This is a genomic window from Kitasatospora sp. NPDC097691, assembly GCF_040302665.1.
Classification (GTDB): Bacteria; Actinomycetota; Actinomycetes; order Streptomycetales; family Streptomycetaceae; genus Kitasatospora.
Genome location: NZ_JBEORY010000053.1, coordinates 1 through 18063 on the forward strand (window position 1 = coordinate 1; position 18063 = coordinate 18063).

The 18063-nt window shown below is 74.4% G+C and carries 16 protein-coding genes and 1 riboswitch; of the genes, 5 read left to right on the plus strand and 11 right to left on the minus strand.

Annotated features, from left to right (window positions below; genetic code table 11):
- Positions 1–51 precede the first annotated feature (51 nt).
- Positions 52–1026: an EamA family transporter gene (locus ABTY56_RS29030; protein ID WP_350632205.1), complete on the minus strand. Its 975-nt coding sequence runs from the start codon at positions 1024–1026 to the stop codon at positions 52–54.
- A 148-nt stretch (positions 1027–1174) separates the two neighbouring features.
- Here ABTY56_RS29030 and ABTY56_RS29035 point away from each other — a divergent pair, with 148 nt between their 5' ends.
- Together ABTY56_RS29035 and ABTY56_RS29040 are read left to right on the plus strand one after the other, a co-directional pair.
- Entirely contained in the window at positions 1175–1687 is a 513-nt protein-coding gene (locus ABTY56_RS29035) for a MarR family winged helix-turn-helix transcriptional regulator (protein ID WP_350632207.1), read from the plus strand.
- A gap of 100 nt (positions 1688–1787) precedes the next feature.
- Positions 1788–2285, plus strand: coding sequence for a hypothetical protein (locus tag ABTY56_RS29040; RefSeq protein WP_350632209.1), 498 nt, complete (start codon positions 1788–1790; stop codon positions 2283–2285).
- A 166-nt stretch (positions 2286–2451) separates the two neighbouring features.
- Here the strand turns inward: ABTY56_RS29040 and cpt are convergent, their stop codons facing one another.
- The 6 genes from cpt to ABTY56_RS29070 form a co-directional block, all read right to left on the minus strand.
- Entirely contained in the window at positions 2452–2985 is a 534-nt protein-coding gene (gene cpt, locus ABTY56_RS29045; RefSeq protein WP_350632297.1) for a chloramphenicol phosphotransferase CPT, read from the minus strand.
- 64 nt (positions 2986–3049) lie between these two features.
- Positions 3050–4420: a cobyrinic acid a,c-diamide synthase CobB gene (locus ABTY56_RS29050; protein ID WP_350632210.1), complete on the minus strand. Its 1371-nt coding sequence runs from the start codon at positions 4418–4420 to the stop codon at positions 3050–3052.
- 16 nt (positions 4421–4436) lie between these two features.
- Positions 4437–5042 (minus strand): cob(I)yrinic acid a,c-diamide adenosyltransferase, encoded by a 606-nt coding sequence (gene cobO / locus ABTY56_RS29055; protein WP_350632212.1) that lies wholly within the window; start codon positions 5040–5042, stop codon positions 4437–4439.
- 3 nt (positions 5043–5045) lie between these two features.
- Positions 5046–7139 carry a putative cobaltochelatase gene (locus ABTY56_RS29060; protein WP_350632214.1) on the minus strand — a complete coding sequence of 698 codons (2094 nt, stop codon included), beginning with the start codon at positions 7137–7139 and terminating at the stop codon, positions 5046–5048.
- Complete coding sequence (locus ABTY56_RS29065) at positions 7136–8674, minus strand: cobyric acid synthase (RefSeq protein WP_350632215.1); 1539 nt, start codon at positions 8672–8674, stop codon at positions 7136–7138. Before ABTY56_RS29065 ends, ABTY56_RS29060 begins: the two co-directional genes overlap by 4 nt.
- Positions 8671–9657, minus strand: coding sequence for a cobalamin biosynthesis protein (locus ABTY56_RS29070; protein WP_350632217.1), 987 nt, complete (start codon positions 9655–9657; stop codon positions 8671–8673). Before ABTY56_RS29070 ends, ABTY56_RS29065 begins: the two co-directional genes overlap by 4 nt.
- 153 nt (positions 9658–9810) lie before the next feature.
- Positions 9811–9941: riboswitch (cobalamin riboswitch) on the minus strand.
- 197 nt (positions 9942–10138) lie between these two features.
- Here ABTY56_RS29070 and ABTY56_RS29075 point away from each other — a divergent pair.
- From ABTY56_RS29075 to ABTY56_RS29085, 3 genes are all read left to right on the plus strand, one after another.
- Entirely contained in the window at positions 10139–10837 is a 699-nt protein-coding gene (locus tag ABTY56_RS29075) for a helix-turn-helix domain-containing protein (RefSeq protein WP_350632219.1), read from the plus strand.
- A gap of 140 nt (positions 10838–10977) precedes the next feature.
- Entirely contained in the window at positions 10978–12090 is a 1113-nt protein-coding gene (locus ABTY56_RS29080; protein WP_350632220.1) for an alpha/beta hydrolase, read from the plus strand.
- Positions 12091–12736: 646 nt separating this feature from the next.
- Positions 12737–14062 carry a hypothetical protein gene (locus ABTY56_RS29085; RefSeq protein ID WP_350632222.1) on the plus strand — a complete coding sequence of 442 codons (1326 nt, stop codon included), beginning with the start codon at positions 12737–12739 and terminating at the stop codon, positions 14060–14062.
- An 88-nt stretch (positions 14063–14150) separates the two neighbouring features.
- On the opposite strand, the gene ABTY56_RS29090 is transcribed toward ABTY56_RS29085, so the two are convergent.
- From ABTY56_RS29090 to ABTY56_RS29105, 4 genes are all read right to left on the minus strand, one after another.
- On the minus strand, positions 14151–15029 hold the full coding sequence (locus tag ABTY56_RS29090) for a CDP-alcohol phosphatidyltransferase family protein (protein WP_502893209.1): 879 nt from the start codon (positions 15027–15029) through the stop codon (positions 14151–14153).
- Complete coding sequence (locus tag ABTY56_RS29095) at positions 15016–15708, minus strand: phosphatidylserine decarboxylase (RefSeq protein ID WP_350525310.1); 693 nt, start codon at positions 15706–15708, stop codon at positions 15016–15018. Before ABTY56_RS29095 ends, ABTY56_RS29090 begins: the two co-directional genes overlap by 14 nt.
- Before the next feature lie 489 nt (positions 15709–16197).
- Positions 16198–17400: an acyl-CoA dehydrogenase family protein gene (locus tag ABTY56_RS29100; RefSeq protein WP_350632224.1), complete on the minus strand. Its 1203-nt coding sequence runs from the start codon at positions 17398–17400 to the stop codon at positions 16198–16200.
- Positions 17401–17555: 155 nt separating this feature from the next.
- Positions 17556–18059: a MaoC family dehydratase gene (locus tag ABTY56_RS29105; RefSeq protein ID WP_350632226.1), complete on the minus strand. Its 504-nt coding sequence runs from the start codon at positions 18057–18059 to the stop codon at positions 17556–17558.
- Between the last annotated feature and the right edge of the window lie 4 nt (positions 18060–18063).

The following is an 18063-nucleotide window of genomic DNA, read 5'->3' on the forward strand; positions in this document are numbered from 1 at the left end:
AATTTTCCACCACAAGACGTCATACGATATCTTCGGTGGTGTGACTGGTTTTCAGACGTGTGCTCTTCCTTTCTGGCCCGGTCTGTGGGTGGGGGCGGGGACCCGGGCCGGCGCCGGCGCCGGCGCGGCGGCGGGGACCGGGGCGGGAGCCGGGGCCGGGGCGGTGGTCCTGCGGGCGGGGGCCTGGCCCACGACCAGGGCGCCGAGGGCGAGGAGGAGGCCGAGGATCTGCCAGCCGGCGAGGGTCTGTCCGAGGACGACGAGGCCGCCGATGGTGGCGACGACGGGGTTGATCAGGCCGAGGAAGGAGGCGGGGCCGGCGCCGAGGTGGGCGATGCCGCGGAACCACAGGACGTAGCCGAGCGCGGTGCTGAACAGGCCGAGGTAGGCGAAGCCGGCCAGGTTGGCGGCGCTCAGCGCGGGCGGCGCGCCCTCGACGAACGCCGCGAGCGGGACCAGGAAGACCGAGCCGGCGAGCAGTTGCCACGCGGTGAGGTCGGTCAGGGAGGCGCCCTCGGGGCGGCCCCAGCGGCGGGTGAGGACCGTGCCCATGGCCATCAGCGCGATCCCGAGGACCATCGCGGCGATCCCGATGCCGTCCAGCCGGGCGCCGCTCTTGAGCACCAGGAGTGCGACCCCGGCGACCCCGACCAGTCCGGCGAAGAGAGTGCGCCGTCCGGGCCGTACGCCGAGCACGCCGATCGAGAACCCGGCGACGAGCAGCGGCTGGATCGCCCCGATGGTCGCCGCGACCCCTCCGGGCAGGCGGTATGCGCCGACGAACATGAGTGGGAAGAACAGCCCGATGTTGAGCATCCCCAGTACTGCCGCCCGCCCCCACCAGCGCCCCCTGGGCAGTTTGCGGCCGATCGCCAGCAGCAGCAGCCCGGCGGGCAGGGCGCGCAGCGCGGCGAGCAGCAGCGGGCGGCCTTCGGGCAGCAGCTGGGTGGTGACCAGGTAGGTCGTGCCCCAGGCGGCCGGGGCGAGTGCGGCGGTGGCGGCGATTCCTGCGCGCTTGCGGTCCATGACGGCCATCCCCTCAACGTTGATTATCTGAACGTTGAGATAAGTTCTACGCGCCGCGGTAGGTGAACGTCAAGTATGTGAAGGTTAAGATATTCGGGTGGGAGTCCCCGGAGGTCTCCCGGGAGCAGAGCAAGGAAGGCGGCAGACCATGCAGCAGCGCGACACCGTCGACGACATCGTCGAGCAGTGGGCGAGGACCCGTCCCGATCTGAACTCGGGGGCCATGGGCCTGATCGGCCGGCTGAGGCGGTTCAACGTCCGCGTCGACAACGCCCTGCGCGAGTACTTCACCTCGTGCGGCCTGGACTCCTCCGAGTTCGACGTCCTGGCCACCCTGCGCCGCTCCGGCGCGCCCTACGAGCTCAACGCCCGCGCCCTCCTCAAGGCCGCCATGGTCACCTCCGGCGCCATCACCAACCGGGTCGACCGGCTGAGCGCCAAGGGCCTGGTCGAGCGCAACCCCTGCCCGGACGACCGCCGCGCCGTCCTGATCCGCCTCACCCCGGCGGGCAAGGACCTGATCGACGGCGCCCTGGCCGGCCACGTCCGCAACGAGGAGCGCATCCTCGCCGCACTCGACGACGACGAGCAGGCCCAGCTCGACAGCCTGCTGCGCAAGCTCCTCGTCGCGCACGGCGACACCGAGCCGCTCCTCGGCTGAGCCCCGGCGGCCGGGCGTGTCCAGGGGCCGCCCGGCTTCGTTGACCGGGGCGGAGCCCGCACCCGCGGACCCTGCGGAACCGCACCGGAGGAGTGGCCCGATGAAGGACAGGACGCCCAGGGACATCGCCGTCCGCGACCAGCTGCGGGCGGCCGGCGCGGAGGGCGCACAGTGGCTCACCGCCGCCGGGTGGGGCCCGCCGGTGACCGTCCCGCTGCAGCAGGCCGCCCGCTGGCAGCGGGAGACCCGGGCCCGGATGCTGGCGTCGCAGGCGGACGAGTCCTGCACCTGGTGCGACCACCTGCTCGACGGCGGCCCCCAGCCCGTCGTCGTGCACGCCGAGCACCCCACCCACCTGATCTGCCGGGCCTGTTCCGTCGCCGCCCGCCCCCACCGCCCCTGCCTGGACTGCGGAGGGCCCGCCGCCTCCGCGTCCCCGGCCGACGGCCGCGAGGACGTCTTCATGGGCCCGGTGGCGATCTACACCCGCCTCCGCTGCGCCGCCTGCCACCGCGCCGACGTCCTGCGCGGGGCGTTCGGTGGCAGCGCTTTCGACGGCGGCACCTTCGGCAACGGCACCTTCGGGAGCGGCGCCTGACGGCTTTCCGGCCGTACGCGCCGCGAAGCAGCGGCAAACCGCTCCTCGCGACGAGACGGCGCGCTACCTCGCCTCGCTGCTCGACCGGGAGTGACCCGGTGCCACCGGACGGACGCGCCGCCCGCCCGGCGACAACCTGCCCCGTGACGGCCTGCCCCGTGACGCCCTACGCCGCGCCGACCCGCGCGGCGATGGTTCGGGCGCACTCCTCGGCGGAGGCCCGCGAGTTGTCCACCACCAGGTCGTACGCGACCCCCGCGTGCACCGCCTCCGCCTGCGCGGCGGCCATCCCGGCGACCCGGTCGCCGCGCGCGGCCTCCCGGGCCGCGGCCACCGCCGGGTCGCAGCGCACGCCGACCCAGAGCACGTCCAGGCCTTCCAGCGCGGCCCGCCAACGGGCCTGCGAGGCGGTGGTGCCGAGGAACACCTCGTCCACCAGGATCCGGGCGCCGGCCCGGGCCATCGCTGCCACCCCGATCGTCCACGCGGCGTCCAGCCGGGCGAAGGCCGTCCCGACCTCGACCGTCCCGTCCCCGCCGTCCAGGCCGCCGATGCCCTCGCCGCCGTCGCGCAGGGCGGGCGGCAGTGCGTCGACCATGGTGTCCGCGCCGAGGTGCAGCCACGGCTCGGGCAGCAGCTCCTGCAGCCGGCGGGCGATGCTCGACTTGCCGGAGCTGGAGCCGCCGTTGAGCACGATCACATGCATGAGCGGATCCTACTGGGGTGCCGGCGGGGTGCCTGCGGGGTGCCTGCGGACGGGGCGCCTACCGGGTGCCGCCGTGGGCGGCCGCCGCGGCGGCGAAGGACGACGCCAGCGCGGGCGCCCCCGCCCAGTGCAGGTGCAGGTAGGAGGCGTGCACATTGCCCCCGGCGAAGCCCTCCGTGCGCGGCCCGGTCGGCAAGTGCCAGCCCCAGGCGGGGTGTTCGCCCGCACCCGGTTCGCACACCGTCCGGTGGAACTCGTGCCCGCGCACCCGGGAGCCGGCCGGTGCGAGCGGCGAGTCGTGCAGGGCGACGGCCTCCCGGTAGCCGAGGGTGAGGCGTTCGGTCATCCGGGCGCCGGTGGCCAGCACGCCGCACATCGGCAGACCGTCCAACTCCCGCCCCAGGTACAGCAGTCCGGCGCACTCGGCGGCGATCGGCCCGCCCGAGGCGGCGAACGCGGCAATGGCCGAGCGCAGTGCGGTGTTCCCGCTCAACTCCCGTACGTACAGCTCCGGGAAGCCGCCGCCGATGACCAGCCCGGACGTCCCGGCCGGCAGCGCCGTGGCGTGCAGCGGGTCGAACGGGACCACCTCCGCCCCTGCCGCGTCGAGCAGTTCGGCGTTCTCGGCGTACGAGAAGGAGAACGCCGCGCCGCCCGCCACCGCGATCCGCGGCCGCCCGGCCACCGGGGTGACCTCGGTCGACGGGTCCCACGGCTCGGCGTCCAACTCGGGCGCGGTACGGGCGAGTTCCAGCACTGCGTCCAGGTCGACGGAGGAGGCGACCAGGTCGCCCATGTCGGCGACCGCCTTCAGCGCCTCCGCCGAGCGCTCCACCGCCGGGATCAGCCCCAGGTGGCGGGACGGCGTGGCGACCGCCGCCGAGCGGCGCAGCGCGCCCAGCACCGGCACGCCGGAGCCCTCCTCCAGGGCCTCGCGCAGCAGGTGCTCGTGCCGGTCGGAGGCGACCCGGTTGAGGATCACCCCGGCGAGCCGTACCTGCGGGTCCCAGGAGGCGAAGCCGTGCACCAGCGCGGCCACCGAGCGGGACTGCGAGGAGCCGTCCACCACCAGCACCACCGGGGCCCGCAGCAGCTTGGAGACGTGCGCGGTGGACGCCAGCTCCCCGCGGCCGGAGGCCCCGTCGAACAGGCCCATGACGCCTTCGACGACGGCGACGTCCGCCCCCGCCGCGCCGTGCAGGAACAGCGGTGCGATCCGCTCCGGACCGCACAGGAAGGCGTCCAGGTTGCGGCCCGGGCGCCCGGCGGCGAGCGCGTGGTAGCCCGGGTCGATGTAGTCCGGGCCGACCTTGTGCGGCGACACCGCCAGCCCGCGCGCGGCGAGCGCCGCGATCAGGCCGGTGGCGACGGTGGTCTTGCCGGCGCCGGAGGAGGGCGCGGCGACGACGACGCGGGGGATGGTGCTCAACGGTCCACCACTCGATCTACCACTCGATGCCGCGCTGGCCCTTGCGGCCGGCGTCCATGGGGTGCTTGCTTTTGGTCATCTCGGTGACCAGGTCGGCGAAGTCGGTCAGTGCCTCGGGGGCGTACCGGCCGGTGATGACGACGTGCTGGCTGCCCGGGCGGTCCTTGAGTACGGCGACCACCTCGTCGGCGTCGATCCACCCCCAGTGCATCGGGTAGGTGAACTCGTCGAGCACGTAGAAGCGGTAGGTCTCGGCCGCGAGGTCGCGCTTGACCTGCTCCCAGCCCTCCTTGGCCGCCTCCTCGCTGGACATCTCCTGCTCGGCGGAGCGCTGGATCCAGGACCAGCCGGAGCCCATCTTGTGCCAGTCGACGGTGCCGCCCTCGCCGGAGGCGCCGAGCACGCGCAGCGCGTTCTCCTCGCCGACCTTCCACTTGGCGGACTTCACGAACTGGAACACCCCGACCGACCAGCCCTGGTTCCAGGCCCGCAGCGCCATGCCGAACGCGGCCGTGGACTTGCCCTTGCCGGGGCCGGTGTGCACGGCGGTGATCGGCAGCGTGCGGCGCTGACGGGTCGTCATGCCGTCGTCGGGAACGCTCTCGGGGACGCCCTTGGGCATGGGTCAGGCCGCCTTTCGCAGGGTGGTCGCGCGGTTGTCGCGGACGGTCGTGGGACGGTTCTCGCGGACGAGCGAGGCCACGCCCTCGGCGCGCAGCTCGTCCAGGCTGACGGCGGCGCCGCCGAGCTGCCCGGCCAGGGTGCGGGCCAGGCCCAGCCGGACCGGGCCGGACTCGCAGTCCAGCACCACGCTCGCCGTGCCCTGCGCCGCGAACAGCGCGGCCGCGCGGTGCGAGCGGGCGAGCGCGTCGCGCCCGCCGGTGGCCCGGCCGTCGGTCACCACGACCAGCAGCGGGCGGCGGCTCGGGTCGCGCAGCCGCTCGACCCGCAGCACCTCGTGGGCCCGCAGCAGGCCCTCGGCCAGCGGGGTCCGCCCGCCGGTGGGCAGCGACTCCAGCCGGGCCGCGCCGACCTCCACGGAGGAGGTGGGCGGCAGCGCCAGCTCGGCGCCGGCGCCGCGGAAGGTGATCATGCCGATCTTGTCGCGCCGCTGGTAGGCGTCCATCAGCAGGGACAGCACGGCGCCCTTGACGGCGGTCATCCGCTGCCGGGCGGCCATCGATCCCGAGGCGTCGACCACGAACAGCACCAGGTTGGACTCCCGCCCCTGGCGCACCTGTTCGCGGAAGTCGTCCTTCTGCACCACCAGTGCCCGGCCGCTGCGCCCGCGCGCCACCTGGTGCGGCGCGGCGGCCTGCAGGGTCGCGGTCAGGTGAAGCCGGCCGAGCGCGCCCTGCGGACGGCGGGCGCGGATGGTGTGGCCGCCGGTGGTCTCGGCGGGGGAGCGGCGGCCCTGGGCGCCGTGGCCGGTGCCGCGGACGGTGAACAGCTTGGTCCGGTACGGGTCCCCGGCCGCCGCCGGCGCCGACTCCCGGGCGGGGGAGGGGTGTTGGGCCGGGACGGGCTGCTGCGGCTGCTCCGGTCCGTCGGAGCCGTCCGCTCCGTCCGTCGCGGGCGCCTCCGGCGCACCGTCGGCGGACGGCTCGGGCGCCCCGCCGCCGTCCGGGCCGCCACCGTCGGGACCGCCCTCGGGGCCGCCCCCCGGGCCCGGGCCGTCACCCTCGGGCTCCGGGTCGTCGTCGCCCTGGGAGTGCTCCTCCAACGTCCGCTCCAGCTGCTCCTCGTCCAGTCCCGGAGCGTCGAAGGGGTTGCGGCGACGCCGGTGCGGCAGCGCCAGCCGGGCGGCCATGCGGACGTCCTCCTCCAGTACCTCGGTGCGACCGTCCCAGGCGGCCAGCGCGACGGCCGTGCGGGCCATCACGATGTCGGCGCGCAGGCCGTCGACCTCGAACGCGGCGCACACGGCGGTGATCTGACGAAGCGCCACATCGGTGAGCTCGACCTTGGGGAGCAACTCCCGGGCGGCGGTGATGCGTTCGGCGAGCTCTCGCTCCTCCTCGGCGAACCGCGTGGCGAAGCCGGCCGGGTCCGCGTCGTACGCGAGCCGGCGCCGGACCACCTCGGCCCGCTCGGCCGGGTCCCGGGTGGCGGCGATCTCGACGGTCAGACCGAACCGGTCGAGCAGCTGCGGCCGCAGCTCGCCCTCCTCCGGGTTCATCGTGCCGACCAGCAGGAAGCGGGCCGCGTGCCGCACCGACACGCCCTCGCGCTCGACGTACGAGCGGCCCATCGCGGCGGCGTCCAGCAGCAGGTCCACCACGTGGTCCTGGAGCAGGTTCACCTCGTCGATGTAGAGCACGCCGCGGTGAGCCTTGGCGAGCAGCCCCGGCTCGTAGGCCTTGACGCCCTCGGCCAGCGCGCGCTCCAGGTCGAGCGAGCCGACGATCCGGTCCTCGGCCACGCCGACCGGCAACTCGACCAGCTGGGAAGGCCGTTCGTGGCTCCCGGTGGCGGAGTGCGGCCCGTCCGGGCACTGCGGGTCGGGCGCGGCCGGGTCGCAGGAGAAGCGGCAGCCGTCCACGGCGGCGATGGACGGCAGCAGGCCGGCCAGCGCGCGCACCATGGTCGACTTCGCGGTGCCCTTCTCGCCGCGCACCAGCACGCCGCCCACGGCCGGGGAGACCGCGTTCAGCAGCAGCCCGAGCCGCAGGTCGGCCATGCCGACGATCGCGGTGAACGGATAGCGGACGTCAGTCATGCGTCACTCCCAGGTGCCCCGGGCGCCAGGAACGGCAGCGATCCGGCCGCCGGCACCCCGCCCTCGATCAGCTTCCACAGCGCGTCGGTGTCCGCGTGTTCCTCGATCAGGTCGCCCAGCCGGTCCAGCCGGGCCTCGCGCGCCTCGGCGAACGAGATGTCCGGCGCCGGCACGAACGCCCGCCCGGCCAGGTCGGCGACCTCGCGCAGGAGTTCGCGGCGGAAGCCGTCGTTCTCCAGCGCGCCGTGCCAGGTGGTGCCCCAGACCGGTCCCACCCGGCACCCGTCCAGGCTCCGCCCCTGGCCATCGGAGACGAACGCTTCGCCGCCCTCCACGGTCACCACCCCGTGGTGGATCTCGTAGCCCACGACCCGCTGCCCGTACGCCTCGCCGACCGGCCGCGCCAGCACCTTCTCGACGCCGAAGCGCACCTGCGTCGGCAGCAGGCCGAGCCCGTCGACGGCGCCCGCCTTGGACTCCACCTCGTCGACGATCCCGCGCGCCAGCATCTGGTAGCCGCCGCACACCCCGAGGATCGGCAGCCCGGCCGCCGCCCGCGCCTTCAGCGCCGGCTCCAGGCCGCGCTCGCGCAGCCAGGCGAGGTCCGCCACGGTGGCCCGGGTGCCGGGCAGCACCACCAGGTCGGCGTCGGCCAGCTCCTCCGGCCTGGTGGCCCAGCGCACCAGGACGCCGGGCTCCTGCGCCAGCGCGTCCACGTCGGTGAAGTTGGACAGCCGGGGGAAGCGCACCACGGCCACCCGCAGCACGTCCGCCCCGAGCGGCCCGCGCCCGTCGACCCGGTCCACCACGGTCGACAGGTCCAGCGAGTCCTCGGCGTCCAGCCACAGCCCGGGCAGCATCGGCAGGGTGCCCAGCACCGGACGGCCGGTCAGCTCGTGCAGCATCTCCAGCCCGGGCGCGAGGAGCCGCGCGTCGCCGCGGAACTTGTTGACGAACCAGCCCGCCACGTGCCGCTGGTCCTCCGCCGACAGCAGCGCCAGCGTCCCGTACATCGCCGCGAACACGCCGCCCCGGTCGATGTCCCCGACCACCACCACCGGCAGCCCGGCGGCCGTGGCCAGGCCCATGTTGGCGATGTCGCGGTCACGCAGGTTGATCTCGGCGGGCGATCCTGCGCCCTCGCAGACGACCACCTCGTAGCGGCGGCGCAGATCGGCCAGGCACTCCAGGGCGCGCTCCAGCAGGACGGGCTTGCGCTCGCGGTAGTCCAGCGCGCCCACCTCGGCGACCGGCTTGCCCAGCAGCACCACCTGGCTGCGGCCGTCCGCGCCGGGCTTCAGCAGCACCGGGTTCATCGCCGCCTCCGGCTCCACCCGGGCGGCCTGCGCCTGCATCGCCTGGGCGCGTCCGATCTCGGCGCCGTCGGCGGTGACGAAGGAGTTCAACGACATGTTCTGTGCCTTGAACGGCGCGACCCGCACGCCCTGGCGGGCCAGCCAGCGGCAGATGCCGGCCGTGACCACGCTCTTGCCCGCGTCCGAGGTCGTCCCGGCGACCAGCAGCGCGTTCGTCATGCCCTTCCCCTCTTCCCGCGGAGCGCGCGCAGCAGGACGTGCCCCGCGACCGTCGTACCCAGAGCCAGCGCGCCCACCCGCTGGGAGAGCGTGCAGGCCCGTTCGATGTCGTCCACCGTCACCGGCCGCAGCTCCGCGCCCAGCACCGGCCGGTGCTCGACGCGCTCGCCGTACTGCAGCGTCCCGCCCAGCCGTACGCCCACCGCGCCGGCGAACGCCGACTCCGCCTGACCGGCGTTCGGGCTCGGGTGCGAGGAGCCGTCGCGCCGCCAGACCCGCCAGGCCGTCCGCGGCTGCGGGGCGGCGGCCACCGTCAGCAGGGCCGTCAGCCGGGCGCCGGGCCAGCCCGCCAGGTCGTCCAGCCGGGCCGAGGCCCAGCCGAACCGGGCGTAGCGCGGCGAGCGGTGGCCCACCATGGCGTCCAGGGTGTTCACCGCGCGGAAGGCCAGCAGCCCGGGCGTGCCCGCCAGGGCGCCCCAGGCGAGCGCGTTCACCACGGCGTCGGCGGTGTTCTCGGCCACCGACTCGACCACCGCGCGGGCGATCTGCTGCTCGTCCAGCCCGCTCGGGTCCCGCCCGCACAGGTGCGGCAGCCGCTCCCGCGCGGCCCGCAGGTCGCCGTGCCGCAGCGAGCGGCCGATGGTGCGGGCCTCCCGGGTCAGCGAGGTGCCGCCGAGCACGGTCCAGGTCGCGGCCGCCGCCAGCGCGGCCCGGCCCAGCGGGCGCCGGCCGACGGTACGGTCCAGGGCGAGCGCGCCCGCCGCGACCGCGCCCACGCACAGCGCCGTGTACCCGGCCCCGGCCGTACGGTCGTCGCGCCACAGCCGCCGCTCCAGCCGGGTGGCGGCGCTGCCGAAGACGGCCACCGGGTGGCCCCGGCGCGGGTCCGCGAAGCGGGCGTCGGCGGCGTAGCCCGCCACGGCGCCCACCGCGAACGCGGCGGCTCGGCCCCAGGGGCGGTCGGCGGCAGGACGGACGGTCACCGGCCGCACGCCGGAAGGCAACCCACCGGGCGGCAACTCACCGGGAGACAACTCGGCGGAAGGCAGCTCGGGGTCCGGCCGGGCGGGGCAGCCTGCATCGCGTGCGTGTCCTCACTCAGGGTCCGCGCCCTGGATCGACGTAGCGGGGGCGAGAGTCTCCTGGCTTCCGGGTCGGACGCACCCCCGGGGCCTTCCAGCGGCTTCTGACGGCCCGCCGTGGCGAGAATCCGGGCGTGCTCCCCGGTGACAGTGGCGGGACCGCGCCGGACTCGCACCGGCTTCCTCTCCATGCCTCCGATTGGCCCCAGGATCCCATCACGCGGCCGAACCGGGAGTCAACCGAGGTCACGGAGGGGTTGGTCACACGGGACACCGGCCGACGAGCTGTGGGATCGCCCAGCGCGGCACCGCCCCCCGGTCGGCCGCTTCGTGGGTTCGGTTGCTGGGGCCGCGCCGTGGTCCGCGCCTAGCGTTCGGTGGCATGCGTCGCAGAAAGCCCCCCGCCGCCCCGCCGCCGGTGCCGTTCTCACCCGCGGCCGCCCGCGCCCACCGGGCCGCCCTCGGCCTCACCCCCGAGCAGGTCGCCGAGGGCCTGGCCGCACACGGCGTGCGGCTGCTGCCCGCCCACGTCCTCGCCTGGGAGGACGGCGAGCTCCGGCCCAGCGAACCGGAGTTCATCGCCCTCGCCCGCGCCCTCTGGTGCCCCGCCGCCCAGCTGATGGACCCCCGCCCGGTCCGGCTGCGCGACCACCGCGTCGCCCGCGAACTCGGCCAGGCGGCCGTCGCCGAGCGCACCGGCACCACCCTCGACTCCTACCGGCAGGCCGAACTGACCGACCGCTGGGACGGCGACGAGGAGCAGACCCGCGCCCTCGCCGAGGTCCTCGGCCTCGACCTGCCCGAACTCGTCGAGGCCACCGGCCGCCGGGAGGCCCTCGACCACCTCCTCCGCCAGTGCGTCACCGGCCGCTGGCAGCCCCACCTCCGCGCCCTCGCCCGCATCGTCCCCGCCCCCGCCGACACCCTCGCCGAGGCCCTCGCCGCCCTCCACCAGGAACACCACGTCCCCACCCATTGGGGCGCCACCGCCCGCACCGCCCCACCCCCGGCCACCGACTCCCTCACCCCCCGCTTCTGGCACCTCCTCGCCACCGCGAGCGCCACCGGGCCGAACTCGTAGCAGGAGAGGCAGTCGATCCTCCGACAGCGGATCCGGGGGCCGTGACCCGGACGGGTCAGTCCGGTGGCCGGGTGGGCGGGGCGCCGGTGGACTGGTGTACGAACACCGTCCGGTCCGAGACCAACAGAGCGGGGAACGATATGCGCTGGGGAACCGCTGCCGTCGTGGCGGCCGCCGCCGTCGGAACCGGGGCCGTCGTCCTGGTGATCGGCCGTCGGGCTTCCGAGCGAATGGTCCGCCCGGTGACCGCCGTCCGGGAGGCCGGGCCGGTCGTGGTCCGGAGCCTCGGCGCGGGGCGGGTCACCTTCACCCGCGGCCCCGAGAGCCTGCGTCCCGGCCGCTGGGCGGTCGAGTGGGGCGACAACGGCCACGCCGTCGTCGAGGACGTCCTGCACAGCGACGAGCAGGGCGTCACCCGCCGGCTGGTCCGTGCCGACCAGGGCACGCTCACCCCCGGCACCGAGGTCCGCTTCACCCCCCGCGTCCACCTGGGCGACCCCACCCGGGCACTCGGCCTCGCCCACACCGACACCTCCGTCGACGGGGAACTCGGTGCGCTCCCCGCCTGGCACCTCGACGGCAAGCGCGGCACCTGGGTGATCCTCGTCCACGGCCCCGAGACCGACCGCCAGCAGACCCTTCCGGTGCTGCCCGTCCTCGACCGCTTCGGCCTGCCCGTCCTCGCCGTCACCTACCGCGGCGACGAGGGCGCCCCGGCCTCCCCGGACGGGTACAGCCACTTCGGCGAGACCGAGTGGCGGGACGTCGAGGCGGCGGTACGGCTGGCGCTCGACAACGGCGCGAGCCGGGTGATCCTCTACGGCTGGTCGGTCGGCGCCACGATGGTCCTGCAGACGGCGGCCCGCTCGGCCTGGGCCCACGCCATCAGCGGCCTGATCCTCGACTCGCCGGTCCTCGACCTGCCGGCCACCGCCCGCCGCGACGCCGAACGGCTCGGCTTCCGCGGCGCCGCCGCCGAACTCGGCGTCCTCGCCGCCCGGGGCCGCACCGGGGTCGACCTCGCCGACTTCTCCCGCATCGCCGAGGGCACCGACCTGCGCGTCCCCACCCTGCTCCTGCACAGTCCGGACGACCGGGTCTCCCCGTTCGGCAGCGCCGAACGCCTCGCCGCCGCCCGCCCCGACGTGGTCAACCTCCAGATCTTCCCCGGCGCCGACCACGCCACCCTGTGGAACACCACTCCCGACCACTACACCGAACTACTCCGCCGCTGGCTCACCCCGCTGCTCTGACCGAAGGGCGGGGGCCGAGGGCCAGGGCCGGGGCCGGGCGCCGGGGCCGGGGGCCGGGGGCCGGGGACTGGCACCGGGCACGGGGCCGCGTGGCGCAAGAAGTCGGGCCGGTCGACTTCTCGCGTGCCATGATCGGCCCGATCCGCCGGCCATCCGTCCGGATCCGGGCTGGACAGCTCCGCCGGGCGTCGAGGGCCGCGGCGTCGATCGTCGCGATCGCCGTGCAGCCAGGGGCACATCGTGGCCCCTGCCCACCACCCCGATTGTGACACACGGTGACCATCCGAACGGGTGCAGCAACCGCCTCGGCTCACCTGGCATGGGCAGGCCACACGTTTCCGGCCAGGCGGTTTGCCTCTGTTGCCCGATCTTGCGGAGGTGCCGCCGCCGGTCGCCCGGTCGTACGGACAACCGGATGTGACAGAAGGCCGGTACAAGGGGAAGACTGCTCGACGTGACGTCTCGGAACCCGCGCGACCGTGATGCCCCGCTCCCGCCTCCGATCGGTACCGGTGCGACGGTGACCCGTCTCCCCGGTACGGCCCACCGGCCAGCCGGTGGAAGGCCGAGCGGGGCGGCTGTACCCCGCAACGGCGTACCCCGGCGACGAGGGCCCGCTCCGGCGCCCGGGCGGGGCCGGGTTCCCGTGCCGGAGGGCTTCCCGGCACCCGCCGAGCTGGCGCCGCTGGCCCGCCGGATGCTGGTGGACGCCGTCCGGATCGCCCGCTGGGCCGGGGAGCTGGAGGAGGTCGACAAGCGCGGCGAGCTGCTCCCGGACGACGCCCGCGCGGCCGGCCGGGCGCTGGCCATGACGGTCGGCGCCGCCGCCAAGGCCTGGGGGCAGGCGCTCCTGGTGGGCCTGGTGGAGGCCCGGGACGCGGGGGCCGGCCCCGGCTGGCGCCTGCACGCCTGGGAGCACGACGACGAGGCCGTGGTGCGCGGCTGGTCGGCGCTCTTCGACGCCTGGACCCTGCTCGCCCCGGTGCCGCCCGCCGCGCTGCGCGGGGTGTTCGCCGTGCTGGCCGGGCAGGCCGTGGACCAGGCTCCGCAGCTGCTGTCCTTCCTGCACCTGGTGGACGGCCCGGTGGCCGAGAGCGAGCTGCTGGAGCTGCTGCGCCGCGGTCTGGACGAGCGCCGGGTCGGCGGCGGGGCCGGCGGTCCCGGCCTGTCGCCGGTGCCGCACGCGGCCTCCGCGGTGTCCGCGGTCCGCGGCACCTGCCGGGAGCCGCAGATCGACACCCCGGCCGCGCCCTCGGACGTGGCCGCGGTCCTGGACTGGATGCTGGACGGCCTGGCGGCCGTCGGCGCGCTGACGCGCAGGAACGATGCGGCCGAGCTGTCGCCGCTCGGTCACTGGGCGGTGCGGGCGAAGCTGGAGGAGATCTGCACGGTCGCGCAGACGGCGGCCGGGCACATCGAGCAGAGCGCCTTCGAGCTGCTGAACGCCTGCGCGGACTACTCGCCGGGCCCGGCCCGCGCCGAGTACCGCGCCTGGGTCGCGGCCCGTCCGGCGGACCGTGCGGTGGCCGAGCTGCTGGACGCGGCGCAGGGCGACGACGCGCTGGTGCGCGGGCTGGCCTTCGAGGCGCTGCGGGTGGCCGGCGGGCCGGCCGAGCAGGCCGTGCGGGCGGCGGTGGACGAGCCGGTGCTGCGCCCGTACGCGCTGCTGTGGCTGGCGGAGCGCGCGGACGACGGGGTCGCCCCGGCGGACGTGCTGGGCGCGGACGACGCGGCCTGGCTCTGGGTGGACACGGCGGCGGCGGTGCTCGACCACGGCGAGACGGAGCTGCTGGTGGGCCACGTCGAGGGCGCCTCGGCGGGCGACCCGGTGCGGCTGTTCGCGCGGGCCCGGCAGTCCGGGCACCCGCGGGCCGCCTCGGTGCTGACGGCGGTCTCGGGCGTGCACCCGGACCCGGGCGTGGCGCGGGCGGCCCGCCGCTCGGCCTTCAGCGTCCACACCGGCGGCGCGTGACCCCGTAGCGCCCGCGGGCCGCGGAGCATGCGGAAGGGCCCGGAACCGATCGGTTCCGGGCCCTTCCACATGCGACGGTCGAGCGGCCTCAGCCGAGCCGCGACTCCGCCCGCCGGGCGCGGACGTCGCCGACCTTCTGGCCCACCTTGCGGCGGATGACCAGCAGCGGCGCCATCGCGGCGAGCGTGATCTGGGCGAACGCGCCGACGTGCATCAGCGCGTCGCCGCCGGGCAGGCCGGTGGCCCAGGCGGCCAGGCAGCCGATGGAGACCACGATCCAGCAGAGCGTGGCGGTGGCGAGCAGCCCCTGCGGCTTCGGGTACTCGATCCGGCTGACCATCAGGTACGCGGCGCCGAAGATGGCGAGCAGACCGGGCAGGAACGGCGGGTCGAGCAGCACGATGGCGATGACCGTCATCGCGCCCATCGGGCAGGGCATGCCCTGGAACACCCCGGGCCGCATCTTGACGGCCGAGAAGCGGGCCAGCCGCAGTACGACCGCGAGCAGCACGGTGATCGCGATGAGCGCCGAGAGCTTGCTGTTGGAGCCCTGGGAGACCATGCCCCAGACCGCGACGAAGTAGGCCGGCGCGATGCCGAAGCTGATCAGGTCCGCCAGGTTGTCCAGTTCCGCTCCGAGGGCGGAGGAGCGCAGCTTGCGCGCCACCAGGCCGTCGAAGAGGTCGCACATCGAGCCGATCAGCAGCAGCGTGACCGCGGTGGCGGCGCTGTGCCGGTCCGGAGCGGCGTCCGGGTTGGTGATGTGCGGGACGAGGACCCCGGTGGTGATCGAGTAGATCGCCAGGAAGCCGCAGACGGCGTTCCCCAGGGTCAGGAAGTCGGCGGTGGACAGGTGCTGGGGAGAGCGCGGGGCGCGCAGCTCGCGGTCGCGCGCCCAGCGGCGGCGGCGCAGGGCCGTCTCCTCGTCGTCCAGGCCGACGATTGTCTCAGGTTCAGTCACGGTCAAGGCGCGTCACCCCGGCTGTGGTCTTCTGGCCGACCTCGACGCCGACCTCGACGCCGGCCGGCAGGTAGGTGTCGACCCGGGACCCGAACCGGATCAGGCCGATCCGGTCGCCCTGCTCGACCTTGGTTCCGGCGGCCACGTACGGCACGATGCGGCGGGCCACGGCCCCCGCGATCTGGACCATCTCGATGTCGCCGAGTTCGGTGTCGAAGTGCCAGACGACCCGCTCGTTCTGGTCGCTGTCCTTGTTGAACGCGGGGACGAAGCCGCCCGCGACGTGCTCGACCGACGTCACCGTGCCCGGCAGGGGGGCGCGGTTGACGTGGACGTTGAGCGGGCTCATGAAGATCGCGACCCGGGTGCGGCCGTCCGGCCAGGCGTCGATGCTCTGCACCACGCCGTCGGCGGGGGAGATCACTCTGCCCGTGCCGACCTCACGCTCGGGGTCGCGGAAGAACCACAGCATGCCCGCGCTGAGTGCACAGGCGGGTACCGCCGCCAGGGCCCACTTGCCGCTGCGCCGGGTGAGGGCGGTGGTCACGGCGGCCGTGGCGAGGGTGGGGACGAACCAGGGGGTGGCTCCGCGCGCGATGGTCACGCGGGGTCGCCGACCGGACGTCGGGGCTGCGAGGGCATCGCGGTCCGGGACGGAGGTGTGAGGGGACGGGCTGATGGGCATCGAAGACCTTTGTCGCGGGGGATCATGGCCGCTGGACGGGGGCCACCGCGGAATCGGTAATAGAGGGACGGCTTGCTGTCCCGGTGGATGCTATCGGGAGCACACGGTGGGTGGGCAACCCGCCTGCTCGTTCATGTGTCCGGTGGGAGCGCGTGTGCGCGTCCCACCTCTACGACCGTAGCTCGACCCGGTCCGGTTCCCAAGGGACCTGACGCGGCTGGTGAGACTTGTCTCAGCGGGTGCCCCGATCGAACCACGGCGGGGAAACGGGCGTGGCGGCCGGAAGAAGGTGTGCGGAAGCGGCCGCAGGGCGCGTTGTTGCAGCTGTACGCCCTACGGCCGCTTCCGGAGGGCCGTGCCGGACCCAGGCGGACCAGGCCGGGCCCGTGACGGGGCACGGCGCTCCGCCGGGACGGGCCCGCACGCCCGTCGACCGGCGGTTCGAGGGGGCCGTCCGGCGACGCGGTCGGTCGTCGGACGGCCCGGGGATCACTCGGCGATCCGGTACTCCTCCAGGAGCCGACGTCCGACGATCATCTTCTGGATCTCCGCAGTACCTTCACCGATGAGCAGCATCGGGGCCTCGCGGTAGAGGCGCTCGATCTCGTACTCCTTGGAGAAGCCGTAGCCGCCGTGGATGCGGAACGCGTCCTCGACGACCTCCTTGCAGTACTCGGAGGCGAGGTACTTGGCCATGCCGGCTTCGAGGTCGTTGCGCTCGCCGCTGTCCTTCTTGCGGGCGGCCATGACCATCATCTGGTGGGCGGCCTCGACCTTGGTGGCCATCTCGGCGAGCTTGAACTGGATGGCCTGGTGCTCGGCGATCTTCTTGCCGAAGGTGGAGCGCTGCTGGGCGTAGGAGATGCCCAGCTCGAAGGCGCGGCGGGCGACGCCGCAGCCGCGGGCGGCGACGTTGACGCGGCCGACCTCGACGCCGTCCATCATCTGGTAGAAGCCGCGCCCCGGGACGCCGCCGAGGATGCGGTCGGCCGGGATCCGGACGTCCTGCAGCACCAGCTCGGTGGTGTCGACGCCCTTGTAGCCCATCTTCTCGATCTTGCCGGGCACGGTCAGGCCGGGAACCCTGGGGTTCGGGCCGAAACCGGCCTCCTTCTCGATCAGGAAGGTGGTCATGTTCTTGTACGGCGTGTTGCCGCCCTCGTCGGTCTTGCAGAGGACCGCGACGAGGGTGGAGGTGCCGCCGTTGGTGAGCCACATCTTCTGGCCGTTGAGGACGTAGAAATCGCCGTCCTTGACGCCCTTGGTGGAGATGGCCGAAACGTCGGAGCCGAGGCCGGGCTCGGACATCGAGAAGGCGCCGCGGATCTCGCCGGCCGCCATCCTCGGCAGGAAGTAGTCCTTCTGCTCCTGGGTGCCGTGGGCGTTGATCATGTGCGCCACGATGAAGTGGGTGTTGACGATGCCGGAGACCGACATCCAGCCGCGGGCGATCTCCTCGACCACCAGGGCGTAGGTGAGCAGCGACTCGCCGAGGCCGCCGTACTCCTCGGGGATGGTGAGCCCGAAGAGGCCGAGCTGCTTCATGCCCTCGACGATGGCGGTCGGGTACTCGTCCTTGTGCTCCAGCTCGGTCGCGACCGGAATGATCTCCTTGTCGACGAAATCCCGCACGGTGGCGAGGATGTCCCGCTGGATCTCGGTGAGGCCGTCGGTCTGTGCGAGGCGTCCCATCGTGCGGCTCCGAAATGTCTGAAGAAGGCGGGGGGGGGATTGCGGGGGCCCTGCCGGCGTGGCAGCAGGGCCCCCGTTACCGGGTGGGGGTCGGCCGATGACGGCGGCCTGCCCCTCCGGGGTTCCACGGTCTCCGTGAGGAGAGGGGGGAGTGGCTACGAGAGCGGGGTGGGGCGGCCGGGCTGCTCGCCGCCGCGCTCCTTGATGTACGTCTCGGTCGGCACCATCACCTTGCGGCGGAAGATGCAGACGACCGTGCCGTCCTGCTTGTACCCCTTGGTCTCGACGTAGACGATGCCGCGGTCGTCCTTGGACTTGGACGGCCACTTGTCGAGCACGGTGGTCTCGCCGTAGAGGGTGTCGCCGTGGAAGGTCGGCGCGACGTGGCGCAGCGACTCGATCTCCAGGTTGGCGATCGCCTTGCCGGAGACGTCCGGGACGGACATGCCGAGCAGCAGCGAGTAGATGTAGTTGCCCACCACGACGTTCTTGCCGAAGTCCGTCGTCTTCTCCGCATAGTTGGTGTCCATGTGGAGGGGGTGGTGGTTCATGGTGAGGAGGCAGAAGAGGTGGTCGTCGTACTCGGTGACCGTCTTGCCGGGCCAGTGCTTGTAGACCGCGCCGACCTCGAACTCCTCGTAGGTGCGTCCGAACTGCATGGCT

Bases quoted from the DNA above. Each gene is read 5' to 3' on its own strand.
- ABTY56_RS29065 (WP_350632215.1), bottom strand. From the start codon at position 8,674: ATGACGAACGCGCTGCTGGTCGCCGGGACGACCTCGGACGCGGGCAAG.
- ABTY56_RS29035 (WP_350632207.1), top strand. From the start codon at position 1,175: ATGCAGCAGCGCGACACCGTCGACGACATCGTCGAGCAGTGGGCGAGG.
- ABTY56_RS29040 (WP_350632209.1), top strand. From the start codon at position 1,788: ATGAAGGACAGGACGCCCAGGGACATCGCCGTCCGCGACCAGCTGCGG.
- ABTY56_RS29060 (WP_350632214.1), bottom strand. From the start codon at position 7,139: ATGACTGACGTCCGCTATCCGTTCACCGCGATCGTCGGCATGGCCGAC.
- ABTY56_RS29075 (WP_350632219.1), top strand. From the start codon at position 10,139: ATGCGTCGCAGAAAGCCCCCCGCCGCCCCGCCGCCGGTGCCGTTCTCA.
- cobO (WP_350632212.1), bottom strand. From the start codon at position 5,042: ATGCCCAAGGGCGTCCCCGAGAGCGTTCCCGACGACGGCATGACGACC.
- ABTY56_RS29105 (WP_350632226.1), bottom strand. From the start codon at position 18,059: ATGCAGTTCGGACGCACCTACGAGGAGTTCGAGGTCGGCGCGGTCTAC.
- ABTY56_RS29100 (WP_350632224.1), bottom strand. From the start codon at position 17,400: ATGGGACGCCTCGCACAGACCGACGGCCTCACCGAGATCCAGCGGGAC.
- ABTY56_RS29080 (WP_350632220.1), top strand. From the start codon at position 10,978: ATGCGCTGGGGAACCGCTGCCGTCGTGGCGGCCGCCGCCGTCGGAACC.
- ABTY56_RS29095 (WP_350525310.1), bottom strand. From the start codon at position 15,708: ATGCCCATCAGCCCGTCCCCTCACACCTCCGTCCCGGACCGCGATGCC.
- ABTY56_RS29030 (WP_350632205.1), bottom strand. From the start codon at position 1,026: ATGGACCGCAAGCGCGCAGGAATCGCCGCCACCGCCGCACTCGCCCCG.